Origin of the sequence: Neisseria sp. P0008.S002, from assembly GCF_051962805.1 — a bacterium.
Taxonomy (GTDB): Bacteria; Pseudomonadota; Gammaproteobacteria; order Burkholderiales; family Neisseriaceae; genus Neisseria; species Neisseria perflava.
The window spans coordinates 48,624-63,304 of sequence record NZ_JBQCUY010000009.1 but is presented as its reverse complement, the minus strand read 5'-3'; the positions used below and the strand labels follow the sequence as shown (position 1 = coordinate 63,304).

General features: G+C 50.4%; 13 protein-coding genes and 3 tRNA genes. 10 read left to right on the top strand and 6 right to left on the bottom strand.

Annotated features, from left to right (window positions below; all coding sequences use genetic code 11):
- The first annotated feature begins 193 nt into the window (after positions 1 to 193).
- Positions 194 to 412, top strand: a complete 219-nt coding sequence (locus ACTHSA_RS10015) for a hypothetical protein (RefSeq protein WP_049336244.1) — start codon at positions 194 to 196, stop codon at positions 410 to 412.
- 73 nt (positions 413 to 485) lie between these two features.
- Here the strand turns inward: ACTHSA_RS10015 and ACTHSA_RS10010 are convergent, their stop codons facing one another.
- Positions 486 to 1,826, bottom strand: a complete 1,341-nt coding sequence (locus ACTHSA_RS10010) for a DUF2868 domain-containing protein (RefSeq protein ID WP_049336242.1) — start codon at positions 1,824 to 1,826, stop codon at positions 486 to 488.
- 162 nt (positions 1,827 to 1,988) lie between these two features.
- Positions 1,989 to 2,073, bottom strand: a tRNA-Leu gene (locus ACTHSA_RS10005).
- Between the two features lie 161 nt (positions 2,074 to 2,234).
- Between ACTHSA_RS10005 and ACTHSA_RS10000 the strand changes: the two genes are divergently transcribed.
- The 4 genes from ACTHSA_RS10000 (at position 2,235) to ACTHSA_RS09985 (ending at position 3,796) form a co-directional block, all read left to right on the top strand.
- On the top strand, positions 2,235 to 2,900 hold the full coding sequence (locus ACTHSA_RS10000; RefSeq protein ID WP_440367374.1) for a hypothetical protein: 666 nt from the start codon (positions 2,235 to 2,237) through the stop codon (positions 2,898 to 2,900).
- Positions 2,893 to 3,486 carry a GTP cyclohydrolase II gene (ribA, locus tag ACTHSA_RS09995; protein ID WP_440367376.1) on the top strand — a complete coding sequence of 198 codons (594 nt, stop codon included), beginning with the start codon at positions 2,893 to 2,895 and terminating at the stop codon, positions 3,484 to 3,486. The genes ACTHSA_RS10000 and ribA overlap by 8 nt, the downstream gene beginning before the upstream one ends.
- A gap of 125 nt (positions 3,487 to 3,611) precedes the next feature.
- A tRNA-Val gene (locus tag ACTHSA_RS09990) sits at positions 3,612 to 3,687 on the top strand.
- 32 nt (positions 3,688 to 3,719) lie between these two features.
- Positions 3,720 to 3,796 (top strand) — tRNA-Asp (locus tag ACTHSA_RS09985).
- Positions 3,797 to 3,986: 190 nt separating this feature from the next.
- Here the strand turns inward: ACTHSA_RS09985 and parE are convergent.
- The gene (parE, locus tag ACTHSA_RS09980) at positions 3,987 to 5,972 is read right to left on the bottom strand and encodes a DNA topoisomerase IV subunit B (RefSeq protein WP_440378880.1); all 1,986 of its coding nucleotides are present in this window, start codon (positions 5,970 to 5,972) and stop codon (positions 3,987 to 3,989) included.
- A 68-nt stretch (positions 5,973 to 6,040) separates the two neighbouring features.
- Positions 6,041 to 6,577, bottom strand: coding sequence for an RNA pyrophosphohydrolase (locus ACTHSA_RS09975; RefSeq protein ID WP_049343910.1), 537 nt, complete (start codon positions 6,575 to 6,577; stop codon positions 6,041 to 6,043).
- Between the two features lie 328 nt (positions 6,578 to 6,905).
- Between ACTHSA_RS09975 and ACTHSA_RS09970 the strand changes: the two genes are divergently transcribed.
- The 3 genes from ACTHSA_RS09970 to ACTHSA_RS09960 all read left to right on the top strand — a co-directional run bounded on the left by ACTHSA_RS09970 (position 6,906) and on the right by ACTHSA_RS09960 (position 9,796).
- Positions 6,906 to 8,045: a polyamine ABC transporter substrate-binding protein gene (locus ACTHSA_RS09970; RefSeq protein ID WP_440367948.1), complete on the top strand. Its 1,140-nt coding sequence runs from the start codon at positions 6,906 to 6,908 to the stop codon at positions 8,043 to 8,045.
- Positions 8,046 to 8,152: 107 nt separating this feature from the next.
- Positions 8,153 to 8,425: an ACT domain-containing protein gene (locus ACTHSA_RS09965; RefSeq protein WP_003680574.1), complete on the top strand. Its 273-nt coding sequence runs from the start codon at positions 8,153 to 8,155 to the stop codon at positions 8,423 to 8,425.
- A gap of 15 nt (positions 8,426 to 8,440) precedes the next feature.
- Entirely contained in the window at positions 8,441 to 9,796 is a 1,356-nt protein-coding gene (locus ACTHSA_RS09960; RefSeq protein ID WP_070711977.1) for a PFL family protein, read from the top strand.
- A 67-nt stretch (positions 9,797 to 9,863) separates the two neighbouring features.
- On the opposite strand, the gene ACTHSA_RS09955 is transcribed toward ACTHSA_RS09960, so the two are convergent.
- A complete protein-coding gene (locus ACTHSA_RS09955) occupies positions 9,864 to 11,393 on the bottom strand; it encodes a helicase HerA-like domain-containing protein (protein ID WP_070711978.1) in 1,530 nt (509 codons plus the stop codon).
- A gap of 242 nt (positions 11,394 to 11,635) precedes the next feature.
- Here ACTHSA_RS09955 and ACTHSA_RS09950 point away from each other — a divergent pair, with 242 nt between their 5' ends.
- Positions 11,636 to 12,865 (top strand): multidrug effflux MFS transporter, encoded by a 1,230-nt coding sequence (locus tag ACTHSA_RS09950; protein WP_440368023.1) that lies wholly within the window; start codon positions 11,636 to 11,638, stop codon positions 12,863 to 12,865.
- Positions 12,866 to 12,926: 61 nt separating this feature from the next.
- Positions 12,927 to 13,736, top strand: coding sequence for a glutamate racemase (gene murI / locus ACTHSA_RS09945; RefSeq protein ID WP_049343929.1), 810 nt, complete (start codon positions 12,927 to 12,929; stop codon positions 13,734 to 13,736).
- 62 nt (positions 13,737 to 13,798) lie between these two features.
- Here murI and nadC read toward each other — a convergent pair whose 3' ends face one another.
- On the bottom strand, positions 13,799 to 14,680 hold the full coding sequence (gene nadC / locus ACTHSA_RS09940) for a carboxylating nicotinate-nucleotide diphosphorylase (protein ID WP_004520494.1): 882 nt from the start codon (positions 14,678 to 14,680) through the stop codon (positions 13,799 to 13,801).
- Position 14,681: the final 1 nt, after the last annotated feature.

Genomic DNA, 14,681 nt, shown 5'->3' with positions numbered 1-14,681 from the left:
TGTCAAAATTGACGGTAAACTTTCAAAACCTTGCTACATCATTGTGTCGCCATACTTCTATTGCCAAATTTTGAACAGATTTCGCCGAATGCTGACAGCAGCTGACAGTCAAAGCCATTAATATTTGTCCATCGCTTGAGTGCGAATAAATTCTTATTTTTACCTCAAATCAACTCCTTGAAAGAAGATAAATATGAAAAAACTGATTCAAATGACCTCTTTGATGGTTGCGGCTGCCGGCTTGGTATTTGCTCCTGTCGCTTCTGCACACGGCAAACACGAAATGCATCCGAAACAAGAGCGTATGCACGAAAAAGCCAAACTGCAAAAAATGAAAAAACCTGCACCTAAAGCCAAACACCACGCAGCCAAGCCCAAACATCATCAAGAGCATCGCCACGAACATCATTAAGATGAACCCTCAACAATAAATAAGGCCGTCTGAAACCCAAACATCAGTTTTCAGACGGCCTTCGGTTTATCTGTCAAATAGCGCTTTGCCGTTTTTCTTGTGCCAAACGGGTCGGCTCCAGCCAGGCAATGTTTCTCTCTGCCAGCGCATCGCGCCAATAATCCAGTTTGGTATCCAAATCTTCAGAGAAACTGTCTTGATTCAAAAGCTGAATGATAACGCCGCCGTCCGTAGCTTCGGCCAAGCGGCTGATTTGACGCAAAATGCCGCGGTCGGGAACAGTTTGCGTGCGTACGCCGATGAGAAGTTGCGCCGGAGTTTGTTTCAATTCGGCTTCTAATTGTTCCAAATCTTTTCTGCCGGCGGCCACGCCTTTGTCTATCCATTCTTGCGCCAAAACGCCGGAAAACCAAAGCGGATCAGGCCATTCCGTTTCCAGTGTAACAGCCCATTTGGGCGCATTATTCAGCGTAATTTTAGATGAAACGGGAACGATGTTTTCCTGAAAATCATCGGCGTCGACAATTTTCGTTTGCCATGTGCGGAGGATGTTTTGATAGTAGGGCTGATTCAAATCCAAACGTTCGCGAAGGGTTTTTAAAGTAATCTTGCAAGCCAGCCAAGCAAGCAAGCGCGGCAGAATGCCATAGCAGATAATGCTGCCGATGAGTAAACCCGCCCAAGCGCGTGCATCTTCGATATGATTGTTCAGACGGCCTGCAATTACTGCCTGACTGTCGGGAACAGGAAAGCCCAAACGTTCCGGCAGCCATGACAAAGCCTCAACCGTTTTCACCAATGCCGTATTACTTAAAAGCGTACTTTCCCAGTTGAACGTATATTGACGCACCAAAAGCAGCAGCAAAACAGAAACCAACATTCCCGACAGCGTGCATAGCCACAGACCGTGTGAAGTTGCACCAATCAGCCAACGCGTTTGCGGTTTGCGCCATTCATCCACATAAAGCCGCAAAATTGCCTGATTGACAGGATCTTTGCCTCGGAACCAAGTTGCCGGACTGCTGATAAAGTGCACATTTTTCAAATGCAGGAATAAAGTCGCCAGCCACACCAGCAGCATGACTGTATTCATGCCCAAAATCCCGGCCAATACCAGAAAAAAGTTCAGCCCCTGATTGTCCATCAAAAGATAAGTACTGGAAAAACCGACCGTAAACAACAACGTCGCCGCAACAATCCAAAGCCAAAACGAGCCTGTCTCCACCTGTTGCAACACATATTTCAAATGCTGGTCGCGGTCAATAATTTGGGCACGGTGTATCAGTTTTTCCTCGTTGCCGCCATCAATATGTCGCAACGCTTCCGTCGCCTGAACGGGATCTCCCGGAAAAATATAGGCACGTTCTTCAAGGATACGGACCAATTCGACAAGTTTTTGCGATGGATTCAACATAAATGATAGGCCGTCTGAAAGATAAGTGGAAACGTCTGTTATACCCCCAAATAAACCCCTTTTTTGCAAAGGTCAAAAAATTAAAAGCAGTTTTGATTTTGAATAGGGTATATAGTGGAATAGATGTAAAAAAAGCAGCCCGAAAGCTGCTCATTTTGAGTGTGGTGCGGACGGAGAGACTCGAACTCTCACACCTCGCGGCGCCAGAACCTAAATCTGGTGCGTCTACCAATTTCGCCACGTCCGCACTAATTTGAACAGTGGATTATACACAAGATTAATGGGGGTGCAAAGTCTTGTTTGCTTGAATTTTTCGGCTTATCCCTTATATAATGGTTTATTCCGGCCGTCTGAAAGCAGGGTTTGTTTTCAGACGGCCTCAACTTTACTATTGGTGAGGAAGGGCAGATGCCTGCTTTATTGATTAAAGATTTTTTGCAGACGCAAGGTTTGAAGTTGCCTGCGGATGAGATACATGTTGCTTATTTTACTGCCCAGGCTGTGATTAAAATGGGAAATGCTTCTGTTGAGCGTTCGATTTTGTGGCCGTCTGAAGACGGTTGGCAGTTGGCGGATTATGTTGATGCCGAACATGAATTGTTGCTGAAACAGATTTTTATGGCTTTGGATTCGGTTGCCGAGCGCACCGAGCATTTGAAAAGCGCAGCGGTTTATACAGCATTTCCGAAAGATGGCGCGTTGTCGCTGATCCGTCTGAGCCGTTGGGGCGTGCCGTTGGAAAATGTGATTCCAATCGACGAGCAGTCCGGACAGGCTTTTTTGGCTGTGCGTACGGCGCAAAGCGGTTGGATGAATGTTTGTCAGAATGTGGCGTATTGGCAGGAAATTGGTGAATTGTCGGACGAACGCAATCATCCCGGTTTGAGTCAGATTTCAGTTCCTGTCTGTATGCCCAGCGGTGCGGTTTTGGGTGTGGTACATGCCGAGTTTGATGTCAAAGACGGCGCGCCCGATGAAGTATTGGTGGCTTGGATTGCCCTTGCCTTGGCGCTGTTGGATTCTTTGAAAAATCTGTTGGGCGTGGCTGAAAAAGAGGAAGCGGAAAATGAGTAACGCCTTGAAGTTTGTTGCGTCATGCCGTTTGCCTACGGAATGGGGCGAGTTTACCATGCACGGCTTTGAAGAAGAGGGCGGTCAGGAACATGTTGCATTGACAATGGGCGATGTTTCAGACGGCCTGCCTGTGTTGTCGCGTATTCATTCCGAGTGCTTGACCGGCGATGCTTTATTTTCGGTGAAATGTGATTGCGGCCCTCAGCTTCAAGCAGCAATGCAGACCGTTCAGAAAGAAGGGCGTGGCGTTATCGTATATTTGCGCCAAGAAGGCAGGGGCATTGGTTTGATAAACAAAATCCGTGCTTATCGTCTGCAAGATCAGGGCTTGGATACGGTTGAGGCCAATGTAGCGCTCGGCCTTCCTGTTGATGCACGCGACTTCACTTTGGCCAAGCAGATTTATGATTATCTGCATATTCGTGAAGTCAAGTTGTTGACCAATAATCCTGAAAAAATCCAAACATTGAAAGATTCCGGCATTAATGTGGTCGAACGGATTGCATTACATGTCGGCGAAAATGTGGAAAATGAACGTTATCTGCATACTAAAGCGGATAAATTGGGACATTTGATTTTTGATTGATAGAACGGTATAACGGTAATTTTTGCGGTTAAATAAAATATTCTATATTCTTTCAATGGGATATATTTTTATTTAAATAAAAACCTTGCGCGTAGCCTGATTTTTTGATTTAATGTCGGCTTATCGGGTGATTAGCTCAGTTGGTAGAGCGTCTGCCTTACAAGCAGAATGTCGGCGGTTCGACTCCGTCATCACCCACCAAGTTTCCTTTCATTGTCTTTGACAGTGGATGCGCGGTGGTAGCTCAGTTGGTTAGAGTATCGGCCTGTCACGCCGGGGGTCGCGGGTTCGAGCCCCGTCCGCCGCGCCATTATTTAAAAAGCACTGATTATATCAGTGCTTTTTTATTTGTTTTAAAGACACAATTAAGCTGCGAAAATAGAAACAGGTAAGTAATAGGATATTGAAATACTGTTTGATCTTAATTTCTGATGATTTTAAAAAAGGCCGTCTGAAATTTTTAAAGTTTCAGACGGCCTTTAGTCTATTGAAACAATGGATTAGATATCCAATTCTGCGGTATCGCCTTCTTTTTCCATCCATGCGCGGCGGGCGGCGGCTTCGCCTTTACCCATCAGTTTGACGAAGATGTCGCGTGTTTCGTCATCTGCGCCTTCTGGGATTTGTACCTGCAATAGACGGCGGGTGTCGGGGTGCATGGTGGTGTCTTTGAGCTGATCGGGGTTCATCTCGCCCAAGCCTTTGAAACGGCTGATGGAATAGGCGGTTTCTTTAACGCCTTCTTTTTGCAGCCGCTCCAAAATGCTATCGAGTTCGTTTTGGTCGAGGGCGTAGAATTTGCGGGCGGGTTTGCTTTTGCCTTGTGCGTTGACATCGACGCGGAACAGCGGCGGCTGGGCGACGTAGATGTGTCCGTCAGCGACCAGTTTCGGGAAGTGGCGGTAGAACAGGGTCAACAGCAAAACTTGAATATGCGAACCGTCTACGTCGGCATCGGACAGGATGGTGATTTTGCCGTAGCGCAGGCCGCTTAAGTCGGGATTGTCGTTGATGCCGTGCGGATCAACGCCGATGGCAACGGAAATATCATGGATTTCAGCGTTACCGAAGAGTTGGTCGGGGTGGACTTCGAAGCTGTTGAGCACCTTACCGCGCAGGGGCAAGATGGCCTGCGTGGCTTTGTCGCGGGCAAGTTTGGCTGAGCCGCCGGCGGAATCGCCTTCGACAAGGAAGAGTTCGTTTTCGCGGATGTCTTCACTTTCGCAGTCGGTCAGTTTGCCGGGTAAGACAGCGACGCCGCTGCCTTTTTTCTTTTCGATTTTTTTAACCGAACGCATCCGCGCCTGTGCCTGACGGATGGCGAGTTCGGCGATTTTTTTGCCGAAGTCCACGTTTTGGTTCAGCCACAATTCCAAAGGATCGCCCGATACGGTGGCAACGAGTTTCAGCGCGTCGCGGTTGGTTAGCTTGTCTTTGGTCTGACCTTGGAACTGAGGGTCGAGGACGCGGGCAGAGAGGACGAAGGCGGTTTTGCTGAACACGTCGTCGCTTTGCACTTTCACGCCGCGCGGCAAGAGGTTGTGCAGATTGATGAAGTTGTTGACGGCGTTAAACACGGCTTGTTTCAAGCCTGCTTCGTGCGTACCGCCCAGAGGGGTGGGGATGAGGTTGACGTAGCTTTCGTTGGCACACGAGCCTTCTTCCAGCCAAGTCAGGGCAAACGCGGCGCCTTCTCCGATACTGAAATCGCCGTTGTGGCCGTCTGAAATGTAGTTTTCACAAGAGAAGATAGGCACGGCTTCTTGCGCGTCGGCAATGAGGTCGGTCAGATAGCTTTTCAAGCCGTCTGGATAGTGCCAAGTTTGGGTGTATGTTTCGTTTTCGCCTTTAACCGGACGGGTCAGGGAAACGCGTACGCCCGGCAACAAGACGGCTTTGGCGCGCAATAGGCGCTCGAGTTCGGGAATGCTGTAATTCGGGCTTTCAAAATATTTGCCGTCCGGCCAGACGCGCACTTCGGTGCCGCTGTCTTTGACGGCGCATTTGCCCACTTCAGTCAATGACTCAATGACGTTGCCACCGGAAAAGACGATGCGGTGGACTTTGCCTTCGCGTTTGACCGTTACTTCAAGGCGGGTGGAAAGGGCGTTGGTCACAGATACGCCGACGCCGTGTAGGCCGCCTGAAAAGGCATAGGCGCTGCCGCCGTCTTTTTTGTTGAACTTGCCACCTGCGTGCAGACGGGTGAAGACGAGTTCGACTACGGGTACGCCTTCTTCAGGGTGCAGGCCGACGGGAATGCCGCGGCCGTTATCACGGACGGAAAGCGAACCGTCTTCATGAATTTGCACGTCGATTGCAGTTGCAAAACCACCTAACGCCTCGTCCGCCGCATTATCAATTACTTCCTGACAGATATGGGTCGGGCTGTCGGTACGGGTGTACATGCCGGGACGTTCTTTGACCGGCTCCAAGCCTTTGAGGACGGTAATGCTGGATTCGCTGTATTGATTGTTTTTAGCCATAGGAATAATGTAAAGGCCGTCTGAAAGGATGAAAAACAACGCTTTCAGACGGCCTGAAAGCGTTTGGATTATAGGTTTTCTATTGGATTGCGCCGGATAAAGTCTTCATAGCTTTCTATGCCGCGCAAGAAACGGGAGAGTTCGGTTAATGCGTCCAAATACACGCCGCGCTTGAAGTCGATGACTTCGTCAACCGGCGCCCAGTATTGGTGCCAGCGCCAGCCGTCAAATTCAGGATGATGGCAGGCGCGGAGGTTGACGTCGCTGTCGCGGCCGACCAAACGCAAAAGATACCAAATCTGTTTTTGTCCGCGATATGAACCGCGCCATTCGCGGCGCACCCAGTGGCTGGGAACGTCATAACGCAACCAGTCGCGCGTACGGCCAACGATTTTGACATGTTGCGGCAGCAGGCCGACTTCTTCGTACAACTCGCGGTACATGGCGGTCTCAGGGCTTTCGCCCGGCTTGATGCCGCCTTGCGGAAATTGCCATGAATGTTCGCGTACGCGTTTGCCCCAAAAGACTTCGTTACGTTCGTTAATCAGGATAATACCGACATTGGGGCGATAGCCTTCTCTGTCTAACACGGGGTCGCCCTTCATTAAATTTAATCGTGCAATTTTCCCACAAATTGGGCGGTTTTGACAAATCTTGAGGCCGTCTGAATAAGCCCACAGTTTTTTCCAGACGGCATGAAACCGTTTTTCAAAAAATGTTGTTTATGAATAAAACCATAGCTTCAGGCCGTCTGAAAAATGAAATTTTTTTCTGCTTTAAGGTCTTGCATTCAAAAGCTTTTTGCCGTTTAATGCAAACCTTGCTGAATCAAGGGCAAAGGACACATGCCGGCCGCCCCCACAGTTTCCCTTTTGTAAGTGGCATCTGCCACCGCTGCAATATTTTTACCCCCCGAACAAAAGGTCTGAAACCATGAAAAAATCTTTGATGGCGGCGGCAATCGTGAGCCTCGTCTTGACTGCGTGCGGCGGCGGACAAGGAACCGCCGCAGAATCTTCCGCATCTCAAACCTCCTCTTCCCAAACCGATAAACTCAATATCTACAACTGGTCGGATTATGTCGATCCGGCCACGCTGTCTGCGTTTGAAAACAAAACACATATCAACGTCCGCTACGATTACTACGACAGCAACGAAGCGCTGGAAGCCAAGCTGCTGACCGGCAAGTCGGGTTATGACCTGGTTGCGCCGTCTATTGCTAATGTCGGCCGTCAGATTAAAGCAGGCGCGTATCAAAAAATCGACAAATCGCAAATTCCCGATTACGCCAATATCGATCTCGATTTGTTGAAAATGATGGAAACCGTCGATCCGGGCAACGAATATGCCGTCCCTTATTTCTGGGGCATCAATACGCTGGCGATTAACAAACAGCAGGTTCAAAAGGCTTTGGGTACGGACAAGCTGCCTGAAAATGAATGGGATTTGGTGTTCAATCCTGAATACACCCAAAAACTGAAATCCTGCGGCATCAGCTATTTCGACAGCGCCATCGAGCAAGTTCCTTTGGCTTTGCATTATTTGGGCAAAGATCCGAACAGCGAAAACCCTGATGACATCAAAGCAGCTGTCGATATGATGAAAAAAGTGCGCCCCGATATCAAACGCTTTACCTCATCCGGCTATATCGACGATATGGCTGCCGGTAATCTTTGCGTATCGGTAGGCTACGGCGGCGACCTCAATATTGCCAAAACCCGTGCCAAAGAAGCAGGAAACGGCGTCGAAGTCGAAGTATTGGCGCCGAAAAGCGGTGTCGGTATTTGGGTGGATTCGTTGATGATTCCGCGTGATGCGCAAAATGTGGCCAATGCACACAAATACATCAATCACACGCTCAATCCAGAAACAGCGGCCAAAAACGGCAACTATGTGACTTATGCTCCGGCCAGCCGTCCGGCGCGTGATTTGATGGATGAAAAATACACCTCTGACGAATCGATTTTCCCAAGTAAAGAATTGATGGAAAAAAGCTTCATCGTCTCTCCCAAGTCAACCGATGCGAGCAAACTCAGCGTTCGCCTATGGCAGGCTTTGAAAGCAGGACGATAATTAAAATTGAAATTTGAATACTCAGGCCGTCTGAAACAGTTTTTCAGACGGCCTGAGTGTTATAATTGTCAACACTTTTCAAATATCCTATGAGGAGAAACAGCGTTATGAACAATTCAGTCATCACCGTCATCGGTAAAGACCGTGTGGGCATTGTGTACGACGTTTCCAAAATTTTAGCGGAAAACCAAATCAATATTCTCAACATCAGCCAACAGCTGATGGACGATTTTTTTACCATGATTATTTTGGTGGACACTTCAAAATGCACCAAATCGCGTCAAGAAGTTTTGGATTTGTTTGCGGAAGAGAGCAAAAAACTCGCGCTTGATATTCGTATGCAAAACGAAGAAATTTTCCAAGCCATGCACCGTATTTAAGTCGGAGGGAGAGCCATGAGTATTCAATCCGGCGAGATTTTAGAAACCGTCAAAATGGTGGCCGACCAGAATTTTGACGTGCGCACCATTACCATCGGCATTGATCTGCACGACTGTATCAGCAGCGATATCAATGTATTGAACCAAAACATTTACAACAAAATCACCACTGCCGGTAAGGACTTGGTAGCAACGGCAAAATATCTGTCTGCCAAATACGGCGTGCCGATTGTGAATCAGCGCATTTCCGTTACGCCGATTGCCCAAATCGCGGCGGCCACCCATGCCGATTCCTATGTCAGCGTGGCGCAAACTTTGGATAAGGCTGCCAAAGCCATCGGCGTGTCCTTTATCGGCGGCTTTTCTGCGCTGGTGCAAAAAGGCATGTCGCCTTCGGATGAGGTGTTGATCCGTTCCATTCCCGAAGCGATGAAAACCACCGATATCGTGTGCAGCTCCATCAATATCGGCAGCACGCGCGCCGGTATCAATATGGATGCGGTCAAGTTGGCAGGCGAAACCATCAAACGCACGGCTGAAATTACGCCCGAAGGTTTCGGCTGCGCCAAAATCGTCGTGTTCTGCAACGCGGTGGAAGACAACCCATTTATGGCGGGCGCGTTTCACGGTTCGGGCGAAGCGGATGCCGTTATCAATGTCGGCGTATCCGGCCCGGGTGTCGTAAAAGCCGCATTGGAAAATTCAGATGCAACGACATTGACCGAAGTTGCGGAAGTCGTGAAGAAAACCGCTTTCAAAATTACCCGCGTGGGCGAACTTATCGGCCGCGAAGCCTCAAAAATGTTGAATATCCCGTTTGGTATTCTCGATTTGTCGCTGGCACCGACCCCCGCTGTTGGCGACTCGGTGGCGCGCATCCTTGAAGAAATGGGCTTGAGCGTCTGCGGTACGCACGGCACGACGGCTGCCTTGGCATTGCTGAACGATGCCGTGAAAAAGGGCGGCATGATGGCTTCCAGCGCGGTCGGCGGTTTGAGCGGCGCGTTTATCCCCGTTTCCGAAGATGAAGGCATGATTGCCGCCGCCGAAGCAGGCGTGCTGACGCTGGACAAACTCGAAGCGATGACCGCTGTCTGCTCCGTTGGTTTGGATATGATTGCCGTACCCGGCGATACGCCTGCTCATACCATTTCCGGTATCATCGCTGACGAAGCCGCCATCGGCATGATCAACAGCAAAACCACTGCCGTGCGCATTATTCCGGTAACCGGAAAAACCGTCGGCGACAGCGTCGAGTTCGGCGGCCTGTTAGGCTACGCGCCTGTAATGCCGGTCAAAGAAGGCTCATGCGAAGTGTTCGTCAACCGAGGCGGTAGAATCCCGGCTCCGGTTCAATCGATGAAAAACTGATTGGATTGATAAATAAAAGGCCGTCTGAAATTGATTTTCAGACGGCCTTTTTGTGTTTGCAGGCTGATTATTTGAACATATTTTTAATAATGCCCATTACGCTGCGGGAAATGGCGTTGGTCACTTGACGGTTGATTTGGCTGCCGATGGCGTCGGCAACGTTGTAGCCCAAACCTTGGCCGGATTTTTTACGTCCGCCGCTCAAACCGCCGATTAGTCCGCCGAGGATGCCGGGATCGGCATTGGTGGCTTCTTTTTCTGCGGCTTTTTGTGCTTTTTCCTGCTCTTTGGCGGCATTTGCGGCTTCTTTTTCCGCGGCTGCTTGGCTGTCTGCTTCGGCTAAGGCTTCAAAAGCGGAGTAGTTGTCCACCATGTCTTTATAGGTCGGATACAAATCGTCGTTTTGGAACAAACGGTTGCGCTCTTCTGCGGCAAGCGGGGTTAAGGAAGATTGCGGCGGCAGGATGAGGGCGCGTTCTACCGGCTCGGGCATACCTTTTTCATCAAGGAAGGAAACAAGGGCTTCGCCGACGCCGAGTTCGGCAATCGCTTCGGCAACTTTGATGTTTGGGTTGCTACGGAAGGTTTCGGCAGCGGCTTTGACTGCTTTTTGGTCGCGCGGTGTAAAGGCACGTAGGGCGTGTTGTACGCGGTTACCCAGTTGGCCGAGAATGGTATCGGGTAAGTCAAGCGGGTTTTGGGTAACGAAATATACGCCCACGCCTTTGGAACGGATCAGGCGCACAACTTGTTCGATTTGTTCGACCAGCGCATTGGCGGCATTGTCGAACATCAAATGCGCTTCGTCGAAGAACATCACGAATTTTGGTTTGTCCAAATCGCCGACTTCGGGCAGGGTTTCAAACAATTCTGCCAGCATCCACAGCAAAAATGCGCTGTACATACGCGGCGAACGCATCAGTTTTTCGGAATTGAGGATGTTGATGATGCCTTTGCCGTTGTCGGTTTGCATCCAGTCTTGCAGGTTGAGGGAAGGTTCGCCGAAGAATTTTTCTGCGCCTTCGTTCTCCAGCGTCAAAAGCTGACGCTGAATCGCGCCGATACTGGCGGCGGAAACGTTGCCGTATTGCGTGCGGTATTCCGAAGCATGGTCGGAAACGTGTTTCAACATGCTGCGCAGGTCTTTCAAGTCCAGAATGTGCCAGCCTCTGTCGTCGGCAACTTTGAACACAAGGTTGAGCAGGCCTTCTTGCGTGTCGTTCAGATTCATCAGACGGGCCAAAAGCATAGGACCCATTTCCGAAACGGTTACGCGTACGGGAATACCGGTTTCGCCGTAAACATCCCAAAAGCGCACGGGGAAACTTTGCAGCCATTGTTCGCCCAAATCAAACTCGGCGATGCGTTCGCCCACTTTGCCGCTGTTGGCACCGGCTTGCGCGATGCCCGACAAATCGCCTTTGACATCGACTAAGAATACTGGGACGCCTTCGCTGCTGAAGGCTTCCGCCATACGGCGCAGGGTAACGGTTTTACCCGTACCGGTCGCACCGGCGATCAAGCCGTGGCGGTTGGCCATTTTGCCTTGGATTTCGAGCGTTTTCCCGTCGGCACGCGCAATTTGAAATGTAGTCATGATTATTCCTTAGAATCCGTGATGTGAAACAATGTGTTGTCTTAAAAAACAAGCATTTTAACGTTTGCAGCGGGGGGATTCAACCAAGCAAAGTTTCAGACGGCCTTAAGTTTTGCAAAGGTTTTTTTGCAGTGATTGGATAGGGTTGAAATCTGCTATAATTCCATCCAACACGCAACCGTCTGACAAGGCGGTTGTTTTCTTTGTTTTTTGAATAGTTTGTTACGAAAGCGAAAATCGGAATGACTGTACAACAAGCCCCTTTGGGCGAAAAAACCATGGCCGTGCTGATGGCGATGTTGGTCGCGCTGATGCCGTTTTCTGTCGATGCTTATCTGCCTGCAATTCCCGAAATGGCAAAGTCGCTGGGTTCGGACATCCACCGCATCGAGCAAAGCCTGAGCTTTTTTATGTTTGGCGTGGCATTTGGCCAGGTGGTCGGCGGTTCGATTTCGGATATTAAAGGCCGTAAACCTGTCGCCTTGGTGGGATTGAGCATTTACTTTGCCGCCGTTGTCGGTTTGACGATGGTGAATAATGTCGAGCAGCTATTGAACTTGCGTGCCTTGCAGGCGTTTGGTGCGGGGATGACCGTGGTGATTTCCGGCGCGATAGTGCGCGATTATTATTCCGGACGCAAAGCCGCGCAGATGTTTGCCTTAATCGGCATCATTCTGATGATTGTGCCATTGATGGCGCCGATGATTGGTGCAGGCTTGCAGAATTTGGGTGGCTGGCGCATGATTTTCGGCTTTCTGGCCTGCTATTCGCTGCTGCTTTGGGGTTTGATGTGGTATTTCCTGCCCAAGCCGCATCAAAAAGGCAAAATCAGCATGGACGTGTTCGGTGTGGTGGCAGGCAGGTTTAAACGCGTTTTGAGAACGCGTGCCGCGATGGGCTATTTGTTTTTTCAAGCTTTCAGTTTCGGTTCGATGTTTGCCTTTTTGACCGAATCGTCGTTTGTGTACCAACACCTGTATCATGTTTCACCAAACCAATATGCTTGGATATTTGCGCTCAATATCATTACCATGATGTCGTTTAACCGCGTTACCGCATGGCGTTTGAAAACTGGTACGCATCCGCAAAATATCCTCAAATGGGGCATTATCGTCCAATTTGCCGCCAATCTGCTGATGACAGTTTTGGTATTGTCGCTGTCTCTGCCGCCTTTGTGGGCTTTGGTACCATGCGTGATGTTTTCAGTCGGTACGCAAGGCTTGGTCGGAGCGAACACTCAGGCCTGCTTTATGAGCTATTTCAGTGCAGAGGGCGGCAGCGCAAATGCGGTTTTAGGCGTGTTCCAATCCCTTGTCGGCGCATCGGTCGGTATGGCAACGACTTGGCTGCATAATGGTTCCGCCTTGGTAATGGCCGGTATGATGTTAAGCTCGACCGTATGCGGTATCGTACTGTTGTGGATTTGCTCGCATCAGGCTTGGATGGAAAACGATAAAAAAGAATATGTTTAACCTTCAGGCCGTCTGAAAAACGGTTTCAGACGGCCTCGACTTTATATTGAAGAAATTAACCATGAGTACCAGCAAACAACGCCCCATCGGCGTATTCGATTCCGGTGTCGGCGGCTTGACCAACGTCCGCGCCCTGATGGAACGCCTGCCGATGGAAAACATCATCTATTTCGGCGATACCGCACGCGTTCCCTATGGCACCAAATCCCGCGCCACCATCGAAACCTTCGCCATGCAGATTGTCGATTTCCTGCTGGAAAACGATGTCAAAGCACTCGTCATCGCGTGCAACACCATCGCTGCCGTTGCCGGACAAAAAATCCGCCAAAAAGCAGGCAATATGCCCGTATTGGACGTCATTTCCGCCGGTGCGGAAGCTGCTTTGCAAACCACTAAAAACAACCGAATCGGCATTATCGCGACCAACACCACCGTCAACAGCAATGCCTACGCGCGTGCCATCCATTCAAAAAACAACGACACGCTGGTGCGCACACAAGCCGCGCCCCTGCTTGTGCCATTGGTAGAAGAAGGCTGGCTCGATCACGAAGTCACCCGCCTGACCGTGCGCGAATACTTGAAGCCGCTTTTGGCCGACGACATTGATACGCTGGTGTTGGGTTGTACCCACTTCCCACTGCTCAAACCGCTTATCGGCTGCGAAGCACAAAACGTTACCTTGGTCGACTCCGCCATCACCACCGCCGAAGCCACCGCCAAAGCCTTAGCGCAAGCAGGTTTGCTGAATACAGAAAACGACAACCCGGATTACCGCTTCTATGTCAGCGACATCCCACTGCGTTTCCGTACCATCGGCGAACGCTTCTTAGGCAGAAGTATGGAGCAGATTGAAATGGTAACGTTGGGTTGATGGGAAATATTAAAGGCCGTCTGAAATTTCAGACGGCCTTTGCTTTATAGCAAACTCGAAATTTAAGCCACGAAATCCAAACCTATATCCAACGAGCGGCTGCTGTGGGTCAGATAGCCGAGGGCGATGCCGTCCACGCCGGTTTGTGCCACGCGCTTCAGGCGGTCGAAGCCGATGCCACCCGATGCTTCGCAATAGATGGTGTGTGTGTGGACGGTTTGTGTGTGGCAGCGGTTTGCCGCTTCTTTCAAGGTTTCGTCGTCCATGTTGTCCAGCAAAATCCGTTCCGCGCCAGCCGCGATGGCTTCGTCCAGTTGTGCCAACGTGTCCACTTCGATTTCCACGCAAGTCAACGGTCCGACCGCCTGCTTCGCTTGCCGAACGGCTTGGGCGATGCTGCCGCAATAGGCGAGGTGGTTGTCTTTGATGAGTACGGCGTCGTCCAAGCCCATGCGGTGGTTTACGCCGCCGCCTGCCCTTACGGCGTATTTTTGCAGGACGCGAAGCAGTGGGATGGTTTTGCGGCTGCACACGATGTCCACATTGTAACCAGCAACTTCGGCTACTGCATGTGCGGTGGCGGTGGCGATGCCGCTCAAGTGCGTAAGATAGTTGAGCGCAGTACGTTCGACGGCGAGCAGCGCGCGGGCGTTTCCTGCGATGGTGGCAAGTGTCTGACCTACGCAAACGGCTTGCCCATCTTGGATTTCGGCTTGGAAACGGACGGACGGATCCATCGTCTGAAAGGCAAGACGCGCCAAATCCATGCCGGCGATAACGCCGTCTTTGCGGCTGACGAGGAAAAGTTTGGCGGTTTTGTCGGGAGTGATAACGGCGGCGGACGTAACATCGCCTCGCCTGCCTAAATCTTCGCTCAAGGCTTGTTCTACCATGGGGCGCAACAGGGTATCGGGTAGAGGAAGAAGATTGTTTTCAGACGACATG